The organism is Caenibius tardaugens NBRC 16725 (genome assembly GCF_003860345.1).
Classification (GTDB): Bacteria; Pseudomonadota; Alphaproteobacteria; order Sphingomonadales; family Sphingomonadaceae; genus Caenibius; species Caenibius tardaugens.
In genome coordinates, this window is sequence record NZ_CP034179.1 from 1,259,490 (window position 1) to 1,279,339 (window position 19,850).

At 61.0% G+C, this 19,850-nt stretch carries 19 protein-coding genes; 12 read left to right on the top strand and 7 right to left on the bottom strand.

Annotation, left to right across the window (positions count from 1 at the left end):
* Positions 1-63: 63 nt before the first annotated feature.
* Together EGO55_RS05695 and EGO55_RS05700 are read right to left on the bottom strand one after the other, a co-directional pair.
* A complete protein-coding gene (locus EGO55_RS05695; protein WP_124916733.1) occupies positions 64-1,413 on the bottom strand; it encodes a HAMP domain-containing sensor histidine kinase in 1,350 nt (449 codons plus the stop codon).
* The gene (locus EGO55_RS05700; RefSeq protein WP_235694150.1) at positions 1,410-2,150 is read right to left on the bottom strand and encodes a response regulator transcription factor; all 741 of its coding nucleotides are present in this window, start codon (positions 2,148-2,150) and stop codon (positions 1,410-1,412) included. Before EGO55_RS05700 ends, EGO55_RS05695 begins: the two co-directional genes overlap by 4 nt.
* A gap of 149 nt (positions 2,151-2,299) precedes the next feature.
* Here EGO55_RS05700 and EGO55_RS05705 point away from each other — a divergent pair, with 149 nt between their 5' ends.
* From EGO55_RS05705 to EGO55_RS05725, 5 genes are all read left to right on the top strand, one after another.
* Positions 2,300-2,653 carry a BA14K family protein gene (locus EGO55_RS05705; RefSeq protein WP_021691030.1) on the top strand — a complete coding sequence of 118 codons (354 nt, stop codon included), beginning with the start codon at positions 2,300-2,302 and terminating at the stop codon, positions 2,651-2,653.
* Between the two features lie 258 nt (positions 2,654-2,911).
* Positions 2,912-4,333 (top strand): efflux transporter outer membrane subunit, encoded by a 1,422-nt coding sequence (locus EGO55_RS05710; RefSeq protein ID WP_021691029.1) that lies wholly within the window; start codon positions 2,912-2,914, stop codon positions 4,331-4,333.
* Complete coding sequence (locus EGO55_RS05715) at positions 4,330-5,724, top strand: efflux RND transporter periplasmic adaptor subunit (protein WP_021691028.1); 1,395 nt, start codon at positions 4,330-4,332, stop codon at positions 5,722-5,724. Before EGO55_RS05710 ends, EGO55_RS05715 begins: the two co-directional genes overlap by 4 nt.
* Positions 5,725-5,727: 3 nt before the next feature.
* Positions 5,728-6,450, top strand: coding sequence for an ABC transporter ATP-binding protein (locus tag EGO55_RS05720; protein ID WP_021691027.1), 723 nt, complete (start codon positions 5,728-5,730; stop codon positions 6,448-6,450).
* Positions 6,447-7,655 carry an ABC transporter permease gene (locus tag EGO55_RS05725; protein ID WP_021691026.1) on the top strand — a complete coding sequence of 403 codons (1,209 nt, stop codon included), beginning with the start codon at positions 6,447-6,449 and terminating at the stop codon, positions 7,653-7,655. The genes EGO55_RS05720 and EGO55_RS05725 overlap by 4 nt, the downstream gene beginning before the upstream one ends.
* Positions 7,656-7,763: 108 nt before the next feature.
* Here EGO55_RS05725 and EGO55_RS05730 read toward each other — a convergent pair whose 3' ends face one another.
* Positions 7,764-8,915: an LLM class flavin-dependent oxidoreductase gene (locus EGO55_RS05730; protein ID WP_052023727.1), complete on the bottom strand. Its 1,152-nt coding sequence runs from the start codon at positions 8,913-8,915 to the stop codon at positions 7,764-7,766.
* Between the two features lie 485 nt (positions 8,916-9,400).
* Between EGO55_RS05730 and EGO55_RS05735 the strand changes: the two genes are divergently transcribed.
* Genes EGO55_RS05735 through pcaD form a run of 7 tightly spaced genes read left to right on the top strand, consistent with a single transcriptional unit; the run spans position 9,401 to position 15,139 of the window.
* Complete coding sequence (locus EGO55_RS05735) at positions 9,401-10,552, top strand: muconate/chloromuconate family cycloisomerase (RefSeq protein ID WP_021691024.1); 1,152 nt, start codon at positions 9,401-9,403, stop codon at positions 10,550-10,552.
* 9 nt (positions 10,553-10,561) lie between these two features.
* Entirely contained in the window at positions 10,562-10,852 is a 291-nt protein-coding gene (gene catC / locus EGO55_RS05740; RefSeq protein WP_021691023.1) for a muconolactone Delta-isomerase, read from the top strand.
* Between the two features lie 31 nt (positions 10,853-10,883).
* Positions 10,884-11,774, top strand: coding sequence for a dioxygenase family protein (locus EGO55_RS05745; protein WP_021691022.1), 891 nt, complete (start codon positions 10,884-10,886; stop codon positions 11,772-11,774).
* Positions 11,775-11,794: 20 nt separating this feature from the next.
* A complete protein-coding gene (locus EGO55_RS05750; protein ID WP_021691021.1) occupies positions 11,795-12,505 on the top strand; it encodes a CoA transferase subunit A in 711 nt (236 codons plus the stop codon).
* Positions 12,502-13,152, top strand: a complete 651-nt coding sequence (locus EGO55_RS05755) for a 3-oxoacid CoA-transferase subunit B (protein WP_021691020.1) — start codon at positions 12,502-12,504, stop codon at positions 13,150-13,152. The genes EGO55_RS05750 and EGO55_RS05755 overlap by 4 nt, the downstream gene beginning before the upstream one ends.
* Positions 13,149-14,351 carry a 3-oxoadipyl-CoA thiolase gene (gene pcaF, locus EGO55_RS05760; RefSeq protein ID WP_021691019.1) on the top strand — a complete coding sequence of 401 codons (1,203 nt, stop codon included), beginning with the start codon at positions 13,149-13,151 and terminating at the stop codon, positions 14,349-14,351. Before EGO55_RS05755 ends, pcaF begins: the two co-directional genes overlap by 4 nt.
* Entirely contained in the window at positions 14,351-15,139 is a 789-nt protein-coding gene (gene pcaD / locus EGO55_RS05765; protein WP_021691018.1) for a 3-oxoadipate enol-lactonase, read from the top strand. Before pcaF ends, pcaD begins: the two co-directional genes overlap by 1 nt.
* A 16-nt stretch (positions 15,140-15,155) precedes the next feature.
* Here the strand turns inward: pcaD and EGO55_RS05770 are convergent, their stop codons facing one another.
* The 4 genes from EGO55_RS05770 to EGO55_RS05785 all read right to left on the bottom strand — a co-directional run bounded on the left by EGO55_RS05770 (position 15,156) and on the right by EGO55_RS05785 (position 19,750).
* Positions 15,156-15,509 carry a hypothetical protein gene (locus EGO55_RS05770; RefSeq protein ID WP_021691017.1) on the bottom strand — a complete coding sequence of 118 codons (354 nt, stop codon included), beginning with the start codon at positions 15,507-15,509 and terminating at the stop codon, positions 15,156-15,158.
* On the bottom strand, positions 15,506-16,744 hold the full coding sequence (locus EGO55_RS05775; protein ID WP_021691016.1) for an aromatic ring-hydroxylating oxygenase subunit alpha: 1,239 nt from the start codon (positions 16,742-16,744) through the stop codon (positions 15,506-15,508). The genes EGO55_RS05770 and EGO55_RS05775 overlap by 4 nt, the downstream gene beginning before the upstream one ends.
* Positions 16,745-16,782: 38 nt before the next feature.
* Positions 16,783-17,268 carry a nuclear transport factor 2 family protein gene (locus EGO55_RS05780; RefSeq protein WP_021691015.1) on the bottom strand — a complete coding sequence of 162 codons (486 nt, stop codon included), beginning with the start codon at positions 17,266-17,268 and terminating at the stop codon, positions 16,783-16,785.
* A gap of 61 nt (positions 17,269-17,329) precedes the next feature.
* Positions 17,330-19,750 carry a TonB-dependent receptor gene (locus EGO55_RS05785; protein WP_210766657.1) on the bottom strand — a complete coding sequence of 807 codons (2,421 nt, stop codon included), beginning with the start codon at positions 19,748-19,750 and terminating at the stop codon, positions 17,330-17,332.
* Between the last annotated feature and the right edge of the window lie 100 nt (positions 19,751-19,850).

Here is a 19,850-nt window from a genome sequence, read left to right on the forward strand (position 1 = left end):
CCATTGCCCTCATTGCGGAGGATGCCTGGCAACTGCACATCCTGCAATTCTGCCAAAGTAGTGCTAGGATGTCTCGGCATCCCCCGCTCCATGCCGGGGATGGACCGTGACCCGATCTGAACTGACAGCACCTGCCTGCGGGATCTGCAAGTGGACGACCAGACCGCCCCCTGCACGATTGGTCGCCGTAATCGCGCCACCGTGCCGCGCAATGCCGCGCTTTGCAATCGCAAGGCCGAGACCGAAACCAAGGCTCTGGTCGTTCCCGCGCGCAAAGGGTTCGAACATCGCGTCTATATTGATGTCCTCCATGCCCGGGCCACGATCGGCAACGGTGATGCAGTGGGCGCCGTCTTCCGACCTGTAATCGACATCCACCTGTTGCCCGGCTTCCGAGAAACGGAGCGCATTGCGGATGACATTGTCGAGCGCCCGCCGAACCGTTTCTGCATCGCCACGTATCGGTGGCGCCTGATCGCTGGACATCCCCGCACCGCTGACGAAAATCGCAACGCCATGCGCCCTTGCTTCGAACAGGGCATCCTCGATCACGCTGCGCAGCACATCGGCAAGGTCGAAATAATCCTCCCCCGTGCTGCCATAATGGTCCGCCCGCGCCAGACCGAGCAATTCCCCCACCAACGCATCGAGACGGGTGGCCTCGCGATCGATCCGTTGCAGCGATGCCTCGGTCTTGTCGGGTGCCTGACGCGCCAGTCCGATCGCAAGTTGCAACCGCGCGAGCGGAGAACGCAGTTCGTGCGAAACGTCATGAAGCAGCCGGTCACGCGCGCCGACCAGTTCCTCAAGACGCTGGGCCATCCGGTCGAAGTGATGTGCCAGATCGGCAATCTCATCCCGCCGGTTCCCCATAACGGGGCCAAGCCGCTCCGACAGGTGACCTTGCGCGAGTTGGTCGAACCCTTTGCGCAGCCGATTGATCGGCCGGGTCAGATACCATGCCAGCAAGGCTGCGAAGAGCAATCCTCCGACCAGGCCCAGGGTCATGAGTTCGGCAGGCATGTTGAAGATATCCGTGCCACTCGGCCTGTCGCGATATCCATAGCGAATGTGCAGGCGCTGCCCGTCCGGTGTCACAACATCGCGCGATATGGACCGCACCAGATCAGGGGGATAGGCAGGAGCCTGCTTGTCCGGCTCGACAAGTTGCAGACGTGCGCGTTGCTCTGCGGGCAGAGAACGCAGAAAACTGTAAAATCCGGCCTTGCCGGACCGTTCGATTTCCCCTTCCGCGACAGACAGCAGCGTTGGTGCCATCTGTTCCACCATAAAACGTTCCGGTGGCGGCCGATCATCGCTGCGCAACTGGAACAGCAACCAGACTCCTTGCGTGATCGCAAGGAAAGTCAGCCAGAACGCCAGCAGAATTTTCCAGAACAGCCGGGTTTTCATGGCGCGCTTCGCAAGCGATAGCCGACGCCGCGCACCGTTTCGATACCAACATCCCCGGACGAGGCGGCTTCAAGTTTCTGCCTGAGATTGCTGATGTGGACATCCACACTACGGTCATAGGATTGGCGCGGTCGCCCCAGCGCCCCGAGTGACAGATCGTCCTTCGACTGGACCTCATCGCCTGCCCGCAACAACGAAACCAGCATATTGAATTCGGTCACGGTGAGTTCGATCGGGATATCCAACCAGCTGACACGGCGTTCCGCTACACGAACGGTCAATTTTCCCGATTGCATGATCGATCCGCGCGGCGCACCGAGCGAAACCTGCCGCCGCAGGATTGCCCGCAACCGGGCAACCAGTTCACGCGGATAATAAGGTTTGGCGACATAATCGTCAGCGCCAAGTTCCAGCCCCACCACGCGATCCACCTGATCGCCTTTGGCTGTGAGCATCAGCACCGGCACGTCGGTTGTCTGGCGAATCTGACGCAAGGCCTCGATACCGTTGAGGCGCGGGAGCATAATATCGAGCACAATCGCGTCAAATTTGCCCGACAAAGCCTGGGCGACGCCATCGACGCCATTGTGTGCCGTCTCCACGCGGAAACCTTCGCTTTCCAGATACTCGCGCAGCATCGCACTGAGATCGATGTCATCATCGACCAGCAAAATGCGCCTTGCGGGGGTAGCGTCTTCCATCAGCGCCTGCATCGGCTGCCGTTTATGGCCTGTCACCCCGTCTTTTCACAAATTTTACATTGCGCTTGCGAACTCTTGACCCCGCACGCCCGGCTGATCGGCCATATCGGCTGAGACGAAAATGTTCCGATCCCCCGATCCGGTCCGCCCTATGCAGCGGGCCGGCATGCCCAAGGAGTTGCATGATGAAAATGCTGTTACGCTGCGCATTGGCCGCCGCAGTGATCGCCGCGGCAGCGCCGTCGATCGCAGCGGCACGACCGGGCGCCCCCCAACACGGCCCCGGTCATGGCCCAGATCACGGGGCGCAGGCACCGGCGAAAAAGCCTGCTCCGAATGCGCATAACGGGCAACACAATGCCTATGGCCAATGGAACAAGGCATGGGGCGCCAAACCCCCGGCGCCGCCGAAACATTGGACGAAGAAGGGCGACTGGTATCGCCACGTCCGGGTCTGCCAGCAGAAATACCGTTCCTACAATGCCCGTACCGACACCTATCGGACAAGCGCTGGAAAACCGCGTCGCTGTACACTCTAGCGCGCGGTTTGGGCCGGGCGTCCCCCATGCCCGGCCCAACCTCCTTCGAACAGACGCACGATGCACACAATGCTGCCCGGCCCGCCTGTTCGCCTGTCATCGTGCCATCCCCGAACATCTGACCAGGCCCCGCCCACGCTGAAACGAAATCCGCGCCCCGGCGTTGGTCGCACGATGGAGCATTGTGGCAGCCTGTTGAAATCGTTGTTTGCCAGAGATCCATCGTGATCGTCACGCTCCGGTCAGGCGGAGGATGAAATGGAAGGCCTCCGTATGATCGATCGATGGCGATACCTTGCGGTCACGGCAACAGCCGCGTCACTGGCCGCATGTAGCGTGGGCCCCGACTATCGGCCTGCCACGCCAAGCGACCTCGGGGTACCTTCCGCCTATAGCGACGGGCGCAGTGCTGCGCTGAACCCTGCCGAGCTTGCCGCATGGTGGACGCGTTTCCATGACCCGATGCTCGACGACCTTGTCACACGCGCAGTGTCCGCCAATCTCGATATAGAGCAGGCGCAAGCCCGCTTGCGGCAAGCGCGTGAGGCATCGATACAGGCGCGCGCCAATCTGCTGCCGACAGCCAGCGCGAGCGGGCGTGCCGGGCGCAACTTCGACAGCAGCGCCCCCGACACCAGCAGCTATTCCCTCGGGATCGATGCGGACTGGCAGCTTGACCTGTTCGGCGGCGTGCGGCGTTCGGTCGAGGCCGCGCGCGCTGACGAAGCGGCGAGCGGCTACGATCTGGCATCGGTCCGCATCGCGATCATTGCCGAAGTGGTCACCAACTATATCCAGCTTCGGCTCGCGCAGCAGCAGCTCGCGATTGCCGAGAATACGGTGCGCTATCAGCGCGACAATTACGATATTGCCCGTTGGCGGGTTCAGGCCGGCGTCGCCGCGTCGCTCGATGAAGAGCAGGCCCGCACCCAGCTTGCCCAAACCGAGGCAAGCCTTCCCGAGTTCAGAACCAGTATAAAAAATGCACTCAACCGGCTGGCGGTGTTGACGGCCCAGGCACCGGGCGCTGCAACGGCAGCGCTTGAAACCCCGGCCCCGATCCCGGTCCCGCCATCCGATCTTGCCGTGGGCTTTCCGGCCGACACACTGCGCCAGCGCCCCGACGTCCGTTCCGCCGAACGCAGCCTTGCCGCAGCCACGGCACGCATTGGCGTTGCACAGGCGCAATTGCTCCCCTCGTTGAGCCTCAGCGGATCGCTGGGAACGAGTGCTCTGAGCGCCGGCGGACTGTTCGATGCGATCACTGGTTCGCTTTTCGCCGGTATTTCGCAAATTCTGTTCGATGGCGGGGCACGGGCTTCGCAGGTCCGCGCCCAGCGGGCCGCTGTCGATGGCGCCTATGCCGCCTATCGCCAGACGATCCTCACCTCGCTCGAGGATGTGGAGAACGCGCTCGTCGCGGTCTCGTCGGCCGACGCGCGCAGCACGCAATTTGCTATCGCCCGTGATTCCGCGAACACCAGCGCGATTATCGCGCGGCTGCAGTATCAGGCCGGGATGAGCGATTTTCTGACGCTGTCGAGCGTCGAAACCTCGCTCCTCTCGTCAAGCAACAGCCTTGCAAGTTCCCAGGCCGCACAGGCTCTCGCAGTCGTGCAGCTTTACAACGCCCTTGGCGGCGGATGGCAAACCACGGACAGGAATGGAAGCGACGGATGACCGAAGCGCAGGCTGGCGATAACGACCTCGGTGAATTCCTCGGCGTCAAGCCGGAAAACCCGTGGATTCGTCGCGGAAAATGGATCGGATTGGGGCTGCTGGCGCTCGTGATCCTGCTCACCCTTTATCGCTGTTTCGGACCTGCCACAGAAACCAGCTATGCAACGCAGGCGGTCGAACGCAGCGCACTGACCGTGACCGTATCGGCCACTGGCAACGTCAAGCCGATCAATCAAGTCGATGTCGGGTCGGAACAGTCGGGCCTGATCACCCATGTCTATGTCGATGTGAACGACAGGGTCACCAAGGGGCAGTTGCTGGCCTCGCTCGACACCGCGCGCCTTCAGGATTCGGTCGTGCAAGCCAAAGCGAACGTAGCGGCTGCACAGGCCAATGTCGGCGAAGCCCAGGCAACGCTAGCGCAGGCAAATGCCACGCTGGCACGGCAGGAAGAAGTGTCCCGCCTGTCAGGCGGTCGGGCGCCTTCCAAAACAGAACTCGATGCCGCGCGCGCGGATCAGAAACGCGCCGCCGCGTCGCTGGCTGCGGCGCGTGCTCAGGTTGCGTCGCAACAGGCGGCGCTGGGCACGGCGCAGACCGATCTGTCGAAAGCGCGGATCTATTCGCCGGTAACCGGGGTCGTGCTCTCGCGCGATATCGAACCCGGCCAGACTGTCGCCGCCTCGCTCAACGCCCCGGTGCTGTTCACCATAGCCGAGGATCTGAGCCAGATGGAACTCGAAGTCTCGATCGATGAAGCCGATGTCGGCCAGGTTGCGCAAGGACAGGACGCGACCTTCACTGTCGATGCTTTCCCCGGCCAGCGTTTCCCCGCGAAAATCACGCGCGTCAATGTCGGATCGAACAGCAGCGGATCATCGTCGTCTTCGTCGTCATCATCGTCTTCTTCCAGCGCCTCGACGACCGGCAATGTGGTTGCCTACACGGCAATCCTGTCCGTCGATAATGCCAAACAGACGCTCCGCCCCGGCATGACCGCGACCGCCGATATCGTGACCATGCACAAACAGAACGTGCTGCTGATCCCCAATGCGGCGCTGCGTTATCGCCCGGCTGATGGCAGTGACAGCACCGATGCGGCGAAAGGCGGCATTACCGGCGCGCTTGTGCCACGCGGCCCCCGGCGCGGCGGAAGCACCACAAAGCGCAGTGTGACCACCGATCGTGGTGCGCAGCAAACCGTCTACGTTCTCGGCGATGACGGACAACCGCAGCCCATCGAAGTGACCACGGGCAATACCAACGGATCGCTCACCGAAGTGACTTCGGGCAAGCTGCAACCCGGCATGAAAGTGATCACCGGCCAGCTTTCGGGTGACGGGTCAGGCGCGGGACAGGGCAAACAATCCGGAGCGTCGAAAGGCAACTGAGCAATGACCGATCCGATCATTCGTCTCAGGGGGATCACCAAGACCTATGGGGAAGGCGCAACCGCCTTTCAGGCGCTGAAAGGTGTCGATCTTGACATCATGCCCGGCGATTTCATCGCGGTGATGGGTGCGTCCGGTTCCGGCAAGTCGACAACAATGAACATCTTGGGATGTCTCGATGTGCCGACACGCGGTTCCTATCTGTTTCGCGGCCATCCCGTCGAAGCGCTGACGCGCGATCAACGCGCGCTGTTGCGGCGGAAATATTTCGGTTTCGTGTTTCAGGGCTTCAATCTTCTCGCGCGGACAAGTGCGCTGGAAAACGTTGAACTGCCGCTGCTTTATCGGGGCGATCCCAAGGGCGAACGACGCGAAGCAGCACTGGCCGCACTGGACAAGGTCGGGCTCAAGGATTGGTGGGACCATACCCCCGCCGAACTGTCGGGCGGGCAGCAGCAGCGTGTCGCCATTGCCCGTGCGATCGTGACGCGCCCGGATGTGCTGCTGGCCGACGAACCGACCGGCAATCTCGATTCCGAACGGTCGGTCGAAATCATGGAACTGCTTGCAGAGCTCAACAGGGAAAGCGGGATCACCGTGCTGATGGTGACCCACGAACCCGATATGGCGGAATTCGCGCACACGCTCGTGCATTTCAAGGATGGCCTTGTCGAAACCATAGAGACCAATCCCGCGCCACGCGGCAAGACAAGGGCCAGCGCATGATCGGCACGACGTTCCTGCTCGCTCTGCGTTCTATCCGGCGGCACATGCTGCGCTCGTTCCTGACCGTGCTGGGCATCGTTATCGGTGTTGCCGCCGTGGTAACGATGGTGACGCTCGGCAATGCGACGACCGCAGCCGTGCAGAGCCAGATTTCGGCGCTTGGCACCAACATCCTCCAGATCCGTCCCGGGCAAGGCTTCGGCCGCGGCGGCGGGGGGCCACGCCCACCCGATTTCGAAATGGCCGATCTTGACGCGATCGCACAGCAGATCGCCGGGGTCACGGCCGTCGCCCCGCAGGCGCAAACCAGCGGCACCGCGATTTACGAGGGCGCCAACTGGTCGACAACGGTCAACGGCACCACCGATGCCTATTTCACCGTGCAGCCATGGCCACTGGCGGAGGGCCGCACCTTCACCCCTGCCGAGGAAGAGGCGGGCAAATCGGTCTGCATCATTGGCAACACCGTGCGCCAGAACCTGTTCCGGGGCGGTAGCGCCGTCGGCACGCGTTTTCGCATCAAAGGCATAAGCTGCGATGCCATCGGCGTGTTATCCACGCGCGGTCAGGGCGGATTTGGCGGCGATCAGGACGACGTCGTGATCATGCCCGTAAAAGCCGTGCAGCGGCGTTTTACCGGCAATCAGAATATCTCGGTCATGCTGGTCGGCGTCGACCAGAGCTTTTCTGCGGAACAGGTGCAGGCCTCAATCACCGACCTCCTGCGCGAACGCCGCAAGATCACCAGCGACAAGGAAGACAATTTCAACATCTTCGACACCAAACAGATTTCCGACACGCTGACCGGAACGACCACGCTGCTCACCCGCATCGTGGCGGCCGTCGCGGCAATCTCTTTGGTTGTCGGGGGTATCGGCATCATGAACATCATGCTGGTATCAGTGACCGAGCGCACGCGTGAAATCGGTATTCGCCTCGCGATCGGTGCCGTCGCACGCGAAGTTCTGATGCAATTTCTGGTGGAAGCGATTGTGCTGTCCTGCCTCGGCGGTCTCGCCGGCCTGCTGATCGCGCAGCTCGCCATCGCTGTTCTCGCTCCGGTCATGCAGGTCAGCTGGATGTTCGATGCCGAAATCAACGTGATCGCCTTCGCGATCTCGGCGCTGATCGGGGTAGTGTTCGGGTATTTCCCGGCACGCCGTGCAGCCAGTCTCAACCCGATTGATGCCCTGCGCCACGAATAGGCCGGTCACCGCACTGGCAGCGCCCGCCGGTTCGATCGGTGCGACCGTCCGGCGCAGCGCCACTGGTGCAGGTGCAAAGCGCCGGGCCCTCAGCCCGGCGAGCTGCTCCTATCCCGCGAACGCGACCTTCAGGTCCTCGCCTTCGCGGCTCTCGCTGGTCCGCAGGCCTCGCGCTTCGAGGATGGGCAGCACTTCATCGCGGAAATAGGGGAATTCCTTGACGTAATCGACGAAGGACAGGGTGGTCCCGCTAAATCCTGCTTCGCGGATCGCGCAGATGCCGTCGGCGACCTGTTCGGGCGTGCCCACCAGCGGATAGCCGCCATGCCCCACGGCAAAACGATCGCGTATCAAGGTCAGCAGGTCATGGGGAAAGGATTGCGCATGGGCGAACTGCAGTTCGATGACCCGATCCAGCGTTTTCGTATCCCGGTGTTCGAACCCGAAATACTGCACATAATCCTCCGCCTCTTTGGTGGTCGGGCGGCACACGACATGGGAGAAGGTCAGGAGTTCGATCTCTTTCCCGCGGCTTGCGGCCAATGCTTTCAATTCCGCGGTTTCTTCAGCCGACCGTTTCAGATCGATCGCAGGCGTGAACAGGAACTCCGCATTCTTGACCGCGAAATCCCGCCCTTCTTTCGAACCTGCCGCATTGATAACCGGGGGTAGCCCGGCAAAAGGCAAGGGATCGGAATTGACCTCCTTCAGCTGGAAAAACTCGCCATCGAAATCGAACCGTTCGGTCGAGGTCCACAACCGCCGGACAATTTCGAACCATTCATCGGCATAGGCGTAACGAACGTCATGCCCCTCCGGCAATTCCAGACCCAGGGCTGCCATTTCCGGCGCGTTCCAGCCGGCAACGATATTCAGCCCGGCGCGCCCGTGGCCGATCTGGTCGATCGTTGCGATCTGTTTTGCCAGAACCACGGGATTGAACGCCATCGTGTGTACCGTGGAGATTACCGTGATCCGCTGCGTCGCGGCGAGCAAACCCGCGGCCCAGGTCAGCGTTTCGAGAACATGGCCCTGAAAGTTGCTGTCGCCCGTATTGGCATAGCCAACCCAACGGGCCACCGGCAGCATGAAATCGATACCCGCATCGTCCAGCATCCGCGCAAGCGCGAGATTGTTGTCCCAGCTCGCATTCCAGCGTTCCGGCACATTGGTAATGGACATCCCGCTCGAACAGTTGGACGAAAACGTGCCCAGCTTGAACTGGTCCTTCCTGCGAAGCGAATTTACACCTGTTGTCATGGGACCTCTCACATTGATTGCGGCATTGCCGGTTCAACCGGTTTTCTCAAACCATCGCTTCCCGACATCTTTTATAAATGAAAGGTGCGCCCATTCCGTTTTATCACGGGAACTACTTTTACTTAATCAGGCACATCTTTCGTAGGCATAAGAAAAGTATTCATTTCGTTCTGGCAGAGCGCATTCAGCTAATCAGACCTGCAACAAACTCCGCTCGCGGCTATACTTGGCAGATGGCCTTTCCGCATTGCTATCCATATTGCGCGTTCTTTAGCCGCTGAACGCATCGGCGTTTTATTCGCGGAATTGAGCTAGGCTCCGCAGGATACGGCTAGCCGAGCGGCGGGCCATGCCAGTAGCCTGATCATGGTTTCGGGAGGGTATCAGCTCTAACTATACCTTTAAGGTATAATATTGGACCCATTCAATCATTCCCGTTCGCGTGCCGGGCGTTCATAATGCGCTGCCCGAATAAGAGGTGTGTAATGGCGATTATCGAGCGAATTGAAGTGTTCCTGGTCGATGTACCGACAATTCGTTCGCATGTTCTGGCAATGGCGACAATGAACAGCCAGGTGCTGTGTATCGTTCGCCTGCACTGTTCGGATGGCATAGTCGGCGTCGGAGAAGCGACGACAATCGGGGGCCTTTCCTACGGACCGGAAAGCCCCGAAACGATCAAGCTCGCGATCGAAACCTATTTTGCACCGGTGCTCGAAGGCATCGATGCCACGCGGCCTGCCCAGGCCATGGCGCGCCTTTCCGCACATATCGTGGGCAACCATTTCGCGAAATGCGCCATCGAAACCGCACTGCTGGACGCGCAGGGCAAACGATCGCGTTTACCGGTGAGCGAACTGATCGGCGGCCGCGTGCGCGATCGCCTGCCTGTCCTCTGGACTCTGGCAAGCGGCAATACCGCGCGCGACATCGAAGAGGCTGAGGATATGATCAGCCGCAAGCGCCACAATGCCTTCAAGCTGAAAATTGGCAAACGCAGCCTTGAAGACGATGTCGCGCATGTTGCCGCGATCAAGAGGGCGCTGGGCGACAGCGCGTCAATCCGCGTCGATGTCAACATGGCCTGGGATGAAACCACGGCCGCGCGCGGCATCGATATGCTGGCCGATGCCGGATGCGATCTTGTGGAACAGCCGATCACCCGCAGCAATCTGGCAGGCATGGCACGATTAAGCGCCCGTGCCCGTATTCCGATCATGGCGGATGAATCGCTGACCGGGCCGACGACAGCCTATGATTTCGCCACGCATGCCGGGGCGCATGTCTTCGCAGTCAAAATCGAACAATCGGGCGGCTTGCTGGCCGCAAGGCAAGTTCAGGCCATCGCGGAAGCCGCTGGCGTGGCCCTGTATGGCGGGACGATGCTCGAAGCGGGCATTGGCACGGTTGCATCGGCGCATGTCTTCGCGACGTTCGCCCGGCTTCCCTTCGGTACGGAATTGTTCGGACCGCTGCTGCTGACCGACGAAATCCTCACCACCCCGCTCGAATATGCGGACTTCTCGCTGAAGGTCCCGGACAGCCCCGGACTGGGCATCGACCTTGACGAGGATCGCATCGCTTTCCTGCGGCGGGATGCCCCGCGCAAGACTATCTCCATTCCTTCCACACAGTAGGCCTGACCCATGCTCTTCAAAGTCGAAATGGACGTCAACGTACCGACCGGATACGATCCCGACCGGTTCGAGGAACTGAAAGCAGCCGAAAAGGCCCGTTTCCAGGAACTGCAGCGCGCCGGAACCTGGCGCCACATCTGGCGCGTGGTCGGCCAGTACAGCAATGTCAGCATCTTCGACGTGCCGAGCAACGCCGAACTGCATGACATCCTGATCGGCCTCCCGCTCTATCCCTTCATGGATATCCGCGTGACGGCGCTCTGCCGCCATCCGTCGTCGCTGCACGAAGACGATCGCTAGGTTTTCAATTCATATTTCAGGAGAGGTGTTAATGACCGAGGATTTCGTAAAAACCCCCCAGGTGCAAACGCTGTTGAATCAAGCCAGCGGCCTCCTGAGCGAGGGCGGTGACAAACGGCTGAAGGACATCACGCGCGACCTCGTCGAAGCGATCATGACGACGATCGTCAAACACGATGTAACGCAGGACGAATTCTGGTCTGCGATCAAGTTCTTCCAGGAAGCAGGGCCTGAATTCGGGCTGATCGTACCCGGTGTCGGTCTCGAACATTTTCTCGATCTCGTGCTGGACGCGCGGGATGCGGAAGCAGGCCAGACGGGCGGAACGCCGCGTACGATCGAAGGCCCGCTCTATGTCGCGGGCGCCCCGCTGGTGGAAGGCGATGTCAATCTGACCGACGATCCGGACGACACGGATACCCTCTATATGACCGGTCAGATCACTGGCCCCGATCAGGAACCTGTAAAGGACGCCATCCTGCATGTCTGGCACGCCAATTCGAAGGGCTTCTATTCCTACTTCGATCCGACGGGCGAACAGACGCCGTTCAACAACCGCCGCCGGATCAAGATCGGCAGCGATGGCCGTTACGCCTTCCACTCGCGCATGCCGAACGGTTACAGCGTGCCGCCCGAAGGCCCCACGGACCGCCTGATGAAGGCGCTCGGCAGGCACGGCAATCGCCCGGCGCATGTCCACTTCTTCGTCGAGGCCCCCGGATACCGGCAGTTGACGACGCAGATCAATTTCGGCGACGATCCGTTTGCCGGTGACGATTTCGCGTTCGCCACCCGCGAAGGCCTTCTGCCTGTGCCCAACCGCCAGGGCGAAAGCGCCTACATCGCCTTCGATTTCGAACTGCAACGCGCCAAAGCGGCCGGCGATGAAGGCTTCTCCGCCCGCGCACGGGCAGAAGCGTAAGATCTGGAAACCAGCCCGGCATGAACAAGATTTATCCATCCCCCGCCGCAGCACTCGACGGCCTGCTGTTCGACGGTATGACGATCATGTCGGGCGGGTTCGGGCTTTCCGGTAATCCGGAAAGCCTGATCCCTGAAATCCGCGCGTCGGGTGTCACCGGCCTTACCGTCATCTCGAACAATGCCGGTGCCGATGGTTTTGGCCTGTGGATGCTGCTGGAAACCAGGCAAATCAGGAAAATGATCTCCTCCTATGTCGGGGAGAACAAGCTGTTCGAGAGCCAGTATCTTTCCGGTGAACTCGAACTCGAACTCAATCCTCAGGGCACACTGGCCGAACGTATTCGCGCCGGTGGCGCGGGCATTCCCGCCTTCTACACGCGTACGGGCGTTGGCACGGTAGTCGCAGAAGGCAAACCCACCGAACTGTTCGATGGGGAGGAATATGTGCGCGAGACCTGGCTCCGCGCCGACCTGTCGATCATCAAGGCGTGGCGGGCCGATCCGGCTGGCAATCTGATGTTCCGCAAAACGGCCCGTAACTTCAATCCCAACATGGCAACAGCGGGCAGGATAACCGTAGTGGAAGTCGAGGAAATCGTGCCTGAAGGCAGCTTCGACCCCGATGCGGTGCACACCCCCGGCATTTACGTCGATCGGATCGTGCTTTCGACCATCAACGAGAAGCGCATCGAAAAACTCACCACCCGCGCGCGTGGAGATGCGTCATGAGCTGGTCGCGTGACGAAATGGCAGCGCGCGCTGCGGCCGAACTGCGTGATGGCTATTATGTCAATCTGGGTATCGGTATTCCCACGCTGGTCGCCAATCATGTCCCCGCCGGGGTGAATGTCACCCTGCAATCGGAAAACGGCATGTTGGGCATCGGCCCGTTTCCCTATGAGGGGGAGGCCGACCCGGACCTAATCAACGCGGGCAAGCAGACCATCACCGCGCTGCCCACATCCAGCTTCTTCTCTTCGGCAGACAGTTTCGCGATGATCCGTGGCGGCCATATCGACATGGCCGTGCTGGGCGCGATGGAAGTCGCCGCCAATGGCGATCTCGCCAACTGGACCATACCCGGCAAGATGGTGAAAGGCATGGGCGGCGCCATGGACCTTGTCGCCGGGGTGAAGCGTATTGTCGTGGTCATGGACCATGTGGCCAAGGATGGTTCCCCCAAAATTCTGGAATGCTGCACCTTGCCGCTGACCGGCCGGGGGGTGGTCGACCTGATCATCACCGACCTTGCGGTGATTGCCGTCGACCGCAAGCAAGGGGGGCTGACTCTGCTTGAAACCGCCCCCGGCGTTACAGTCGAAGACGTGGTTGCCAAAACCGGTGCGCCCCTGGCGCTCGGGCAGCTCGGATCATGAGCGCGGCATTCCTTTGCGACGCCCTGCGCACGCCCATCGGGCGCTATGGCGGTGCACTCGCCACCGTGCGCGCCGATGATCTCGCCGCCCTGCCGATTGCGGCGCTGATCGCACGTTCCGGGATTGATCCGGCCGTGATCGATGACGTGATCCTGGGCAGCGCCAATCAGGCTGGTGAGGACAATCGCAATGTCGCGCGCATGGCGGCCCTGCTGGCCGGTTTGCCCGACACTGTCGGCGGCGCGACCATCAACCGGCTCTGCGCATCCGGGCTGGATGCCGTCGGTTCCGCCGCACGCGCGATCCGCGCCGGTGACACCGACCTGATGATCGCCGGTGGCGTGGAGAGCATGACCCGCGCGCCGTTCGTCATGCCTAAGGCGGACAGCGCCTTTGCCCGCACCCCCGCCATTTTTGACACCACCATCGGCTGGCGCTTCGTCAATCCACGCATGAAGGCGCTCTACGGCGTCGATTCCATGCCCGAAACGGGCGAAAACGTGGCGGCAGAATTCGGCATTGCGCGCGCCGATCAGGATGCCTTCGCACTGCGTAGCCAGCAGAAGGCCGCCGCCGCGCAGGCAAGCGGCTATTTCGCGGAAGAAATCGTCCCGGTTACGATCACCGACCGCAAAGGGCGCGAAACCGTGTTCGCGGTAGACGAACATCCCCGTGCGGATACCACAGCGGAGATGCTGGCGAAGCTGAAACCCATCGTCCGCCCGGATGGCACCGTCACCGCAGGCAATGCATCCGGCGTCAACGATGGCGCGGCGGCGATGCTGGTGGCCAGCGAAAGCGCGATCCGCGATCACGGTCTCCACCCGCGTGCACGCATTCTGGGCATGGCCAGCGCCGGGGTGCCCCCGCGTATCATGGGAATCGGTCCGGTACCGGCAACGCAAAAGCTGCTGCAACGGCTTGGTCTCAAGCTTGATCAATGCGATGCCATCGAACTGAACGAGGCCTTTGCATCGCAAGGGCTGACTGTGCTGCGCGGGCTTGGTCTGGCCGACGATGATCCACGGGTGAACCCCAATGGCGGCGCGATCGCACTGGGCCACCCGCTGGGCATGTCGGGTGCCCGCATCCTGATGACCCTTGTCCACCAGCTCGAACGGACTGGCGGGCGCCTTGGCTTGGCGACGCTGTGCATCGGGGTCGGTCAGGGGCTTGCTGTCGCTGTGGAGCGTGTCTGATGAGCGTAGAGTACTTCGTTACCGGTGACGGCTGCCGGATTGCTTGGCGTTACGATGGCCCGGCAGGCGCGCCTGTGCTGCTCCTGTCGAACTCTCTCGGCACTGACATGGGCATGTGGGAACCACAAATGGCGGCATGGACGCAGACCTTTCGCGTCCTGCGCTACGACCAGCGCGGCCATGGCGCCTCGGACGCGCCAGCGGGCGCCTATTCGCTCGACCGGCTGGGGCGCGATGTCGTGGAACTGCTCGATACGCTCAATCCCGGTCCTGTCGATTTCTGCGGGCTGTCACTGGGCGGGATGACCGGACAATGGCTGGGCATCCGCGAACCGCAGCACTTGCGTCGGCTGGTTCTGGCCAACACCTCGTCCTTCATGGGGCCACCGGCCAATTGGGATGCGCGCATCGCCCTTGTCCGCAGTGAAGGGATCGTCCCCTTGGCGCAGGCATCGCTTGACCGCTGGTTCACCCCGGACTTTCTGGCAGAAGGATCTGCAGCCATCGATGGCATTGCGCGAATGCTGCAGGCGGGCAATCCACAAGGCTATGCGGGCTGTTGCGCTGCCATCCGCGACATGGATATGCGCCGGACTGTCAGCCTGATCGACAGGCCCACACTGGTTATCGGCGGCACGCGCGATCCGGCAACACCCCCACCGCATAGCGAGGCGCTGGCAGGCGCCATCGCGGCTTCCCAGCTGGTTATGCTGGAAGCAGCCCACCTCTCCAATGTCGAACGGCCCGACACTTTCGCGCGGGCCGTTCTCGATTTTCTCACAAGCTGAAAAGGAAGGCGTCTCCCTAAACGGAGACGTCCCCGTGATCCGCGACGAAGCGGTGCGCATCGAAACTGAACGGCACTTCGCTGCTTCCCCCATAGAGTTCATGATGCGGCGCGGCTTCCGCATAGGCGCAGGCCAGCATCAGGGCATTGCGCTGCTCCGCCGTTTCCGGCTGCGCCGGACAGTCGCCGAGATAGGCCAGCAACGCCCCCAGGCGCGGGAACAGTGTTTCGTGAAAGGCCGCAAAATCGCTGGCAGTGGCGGCATAGCGCACCACATTGCGCGCGTTCTCGGTTGGTCTGGCCCAGATTTGGGCCAGGGTTTCGAGATCAGCGAAGCCTTCCGGCAGGCGGGAATAGTCTGCAGTCGTCATTGTGTGCCTCCGGCCAGATAGCTGTCGAGCGTTCGTGCGGCATGGCGGATCAGAAATTCCTGATCCATCAGTTGCATGTCATCGATGGCTCCGGACATGATGCCGGTGAAGGTGTCTTCCATCGTTGCGGTGTCTTCCAGCCAGGCATTGCGATGCAGCGCATTGACGTGCACTTGCGCGGCATATTCCGCCGCGTTTCTGGCCGGGCGGAAGTAGTTGATCCCTTCCCACAGCGTCGTACCGTGATCGAGCGGCCAGAACTGGTGGGTGAAATAGGACAGCCCCGGATAGCCGCAACCCGATGCGAGATGGATCAGCAGGTTCGGAAAGACGTTGGGCAATTCGAACTGAAAATCGTCACGCCGCGTCGGGTTGATATGCACCGGCAACTGCTCGGCATGCGGTTTGTGCGCGTCGCTGGCATGGAGAACGCCTGCGAAGACTTGCGTCGATGGCGCGGCTTCCATCCCGGCGCCATAGATGGTCGAGGATGCGTGCGGCCCGATCAGCTTGAAGTCGCTATGTTCGATACCGCGAAACCCGGGCAGCGAACCGGCGTGGATGGTCGGCACGTGATAGCCTTCGGAGAAGGCATAGTGCGCGACTTTCCAATTGCATTTCAACACGGTCGAATAGCGAAATGCGGTGGTCGATTCATGGTAAGGGTAGCCGCCAAACAGCGTGGCGAAATCGCCCAGATAGTCCTTCAAGGACTGTGCGGGGTTCGGATCGAAGTTGATGAAGACGAACCCTTCCCATTCGTCACAGGCAATTTCGCGCAGGCCCAGACAACTCTTGTCGAGATGCCCGAACGCCTCTTCCATCGGCACCGATTTGAGGGGCCCATCCGTGCCGAAGACCCAGCCATGGAAACGGCAGGTGACAACATTGGCCCGCGCACGGCCGTAGGTTTCAAAACCCTTGTTCGGCACGACCTTGTTGCCGCGATGCGTGCAGACATTGTGGTGCGCACGAATTTTGCCATCCTTGCCGCGCACAATCAGGATCGATGCATCCGCGACAGGCAGTTCCTTGACCTTGTAATCGCCCGGATTGGGCAATTCCCATGCCGTGGCGACCTTGAGCCAGACCTTCTTGAAAAGCTGTTCCTTCTCAATCTCATAGATCTCCGGATCACGGATTGCCCGGACAGGGATGGGATCGATGCCCAGTTCATCCCGGATTTCCGGCACGGTGCGCCGGATATGATCCAGGGCCGCAATTGTGTCCTGCATTGTATGTACTCCAGTATTGAAAGGGCAGGTTCCGGCATTCAGGCGCGATCAAGCGCGTCGGGCTTGCCGTGCCAACCTTCCGGGTAATGGGAAATCAGTTCGGCATTCAGACGAAGATGGGCGAAACGCCATCGATCCTCGGCGGCGACGGCTCTCGCCACGTAATTCCCGCCGATCCAGTATGCCCGTCCGCTGGCGGCCGTCGCCGGTTCCCACAGCAGGAATGACACATCGGCAGAGGCGCCATCCTCGGACAGGTCTATCCGCGGGGACACAAGATAGTGGAGCGTCCAGCGGAAGCCGTTTTCCGCATTGCCCGCAACGCCATCGGCGATGCCGTCCGCGCCGTGCAGCGTGTCATAATGATCGATCTTGAAGATCGCATCCTGTGTAAACAGCCCCCGCAGCGCGCTGGCGGACGGGCCGCTGTCGAACGCCTGTCCCAGATCGCTGATCAGCCTTGTGATCGCGCGCTCGGCTTCCAGACGGGCAACACGCAATGCGAGGTCGATTGAGTGTACCATGGCGAGGTATTCCCCTTTCAGGTGCGGGCGGACCCTTTCGAGCCCGCCCGCTCCGCTCCCGTCAGAATTTGTATCCCGCGCTGAGATACCATTCGCGAGGACGCCCATAGACGCCTTCGATGATGCCGCCGAAGGAGTCGGCATAACCCGATCCAAGATAGACTTCCTTGGTCAGGTTCTTGACACCGAGGTTGACGGACCAGTGGTTATCCGTGTCGGTAAACCCGATCGACGCGTTGACGAGGTGATAGCCGTCCTGAACCAGTTCAGGCGTGTTGACCGCATCGTTGTAGACGCGCGAACGATACGACCAGTCCACACGGGGCGTCAGCTTGCCGAGGCCCTCCAGTTCGAACGCGTAGGAAACGCCCGCGCTCAGGGTCCATTTGGGGGCATTCTGCAAATGGGTGTCTGTCGTCACACCCGCATTCAGCGCGCGAATGTCCACCTTGCGGTATTTCGCATCGAGATAGCCCAGACCTGCTTCGATCCGCAGCGCGTCGGTCGGCTGAGCCTGCAGTTCGAGTTCGACCCCCCTGATCCGCGCCTTGGCGGCATTCTGGATGATCGGCGCGAAGCCGAGTGTCGGATCGTTCACCGTGATCTGCAAATTGCCGTAATTGTTCTGGAAGACAGCCGCGTTGATACGCAACCGGCGATTGAACAGGTCGGTCTTGATCCCTGCTTCGAACGTCTCGCTCGTTTCAGGCTGGAACGAGGGGATAAAGGCAAACGGCGGGAACACGCGCTGGGTAAAGCCACCGCCCTTGAAGCCCTTGGAATAGGACAGATAGGTCAGAACCTCGGGGCTCCAGCGATAGGAAAGGCTGGCCATGGGCGTCCAGGCGCGATCCTTGATCGTTGCGGTCTGGCCAAGCGGGCCCATCAGGGGATCGCCGTTCTGCAGGCCCGAGCCGTCGGGATTGAAGGGTGCGCCCGTGAGGAACCCTGCTTCGAGGACGTATTGGTTGGCGTTGTTGAACGTCTTCTGATCTTCCGTCCAACGGATACCTGCCGTCAGGTTCAGATCGTCGACGATTTCATAGGTTGCCTGACCGAAGACCGCGTAGCTTTTGCCTTTCAGCACAGCGCCGCTCATGAACACCGCATCGACGATATTGACGAGATCCTTGTGGTTGCCGCTCTCGCTCGAATAATAGCCGCCGATCAACCAGTTCAAACGTTTGTCGAGCGCTTCGCCGCCGAGCTGCAGTTCCTGACTGAACTGGTCCTGCCGCCAGTCGCTGTTGGTCTGCACGATCGAGGCCGGGCTGTGGTCCGAATCGCGCGTCCAGAAACCGGTTACTTTGCGATAGGCAGTGATCGACTTGAACGTCACAGCATCCGACAGCTTCCATTCGAGGATGCCGGAAATGCCCCAGATATTCAGATCGGATGCCGATTGATAGGGGCGGCGGCTGGTCGTGTTGAACGGGCCCGAAATGGCGCTGAACGTGCCGCCGTGACGATAGGGGGCAAGTGCCCACTGGCTGTTGTAGCAACGCTGGTCGGACAATCTGGCGGCATTTGTGAGGTCTGTGCAAATCGCACCCGCGCCTGAGAAGGCAGCATTCCAGACTGCAGCAGCCGGGGCATTCTCGTTCGCGTGGAGCAGCACATTGGGTGCCGATTCCTCGCGCGAACGCGATCCGTCGACAGCGATATCGATGCTGACGTCGCTGGACGGTTCGAGCCGGAGTGCGAAGCGACCTGCCAGCTGGTTGGTATCACCCAGGTCCGGCGCGCCGGGGACAACCCCTTTCACATAGCCATCGCGGTTATGATAAAAACCGGAAAAGCTCGTGTAGATACCTTCGGCCAGAGGGATATCGATCGATCCCTTCACCTGAACGCGATTGTAGCTGCCGGTGGTGACATCGAGGCTGCCCGAGAGGACATTACCGGGCTTTTTGGTGGTGACGCTGACCGCGCCGCCAATCGTGTTGCGGCCGAACAGCGTGCCCTGCGGCCCACGCAGCACTTCGATCCGTTCGACGTTCAGCACGTCGAGCACATTGCCCACGCCACGCGAGATATAGACGCCGTCGAGGTAGAGACCGACGCCCGGGTCGGCAGACAACTGGTAATCGTTCTGGCCGATACCGCGAATAAAGATGGCCGCGGTCGCGTTGCTGGCAGAGACCGGCACGGAACTGTTGAATTTTACGTTCGGTGTGAAGTCACCGATCTGGGTCACGTTGTCGAGACCACGGGCCGCGATACTTTCCCCCGAAACAGCGGAAATCGCGATAGGCGTGTCCTGCAACGATTCCTGACGACGTCGTGCCGTCACGACAATATCCTGGATGCCGCCGCCGCTTTCGGCCTGCGGTTCGGATGCAGTATCCTGCGCGGATGCGGCCGGCGCCATGAAAAGAAGACCTGCGGCAGATGCACCCGTTAGCAGCCCTACTCGCCACCACCGGTCATTCTTGCGCGCACCATTGCTCTTGCTGTCGTACATGTTGCTCCCCTTAGTCATATGGTCTCGCCCAGGTTTGGACGTATGGCCTGCCGGGTCGATGCTGTTGTTTGCATCGGTATTATCAGTGCATGGCACGCCATCGATGCTTAAAAGACTG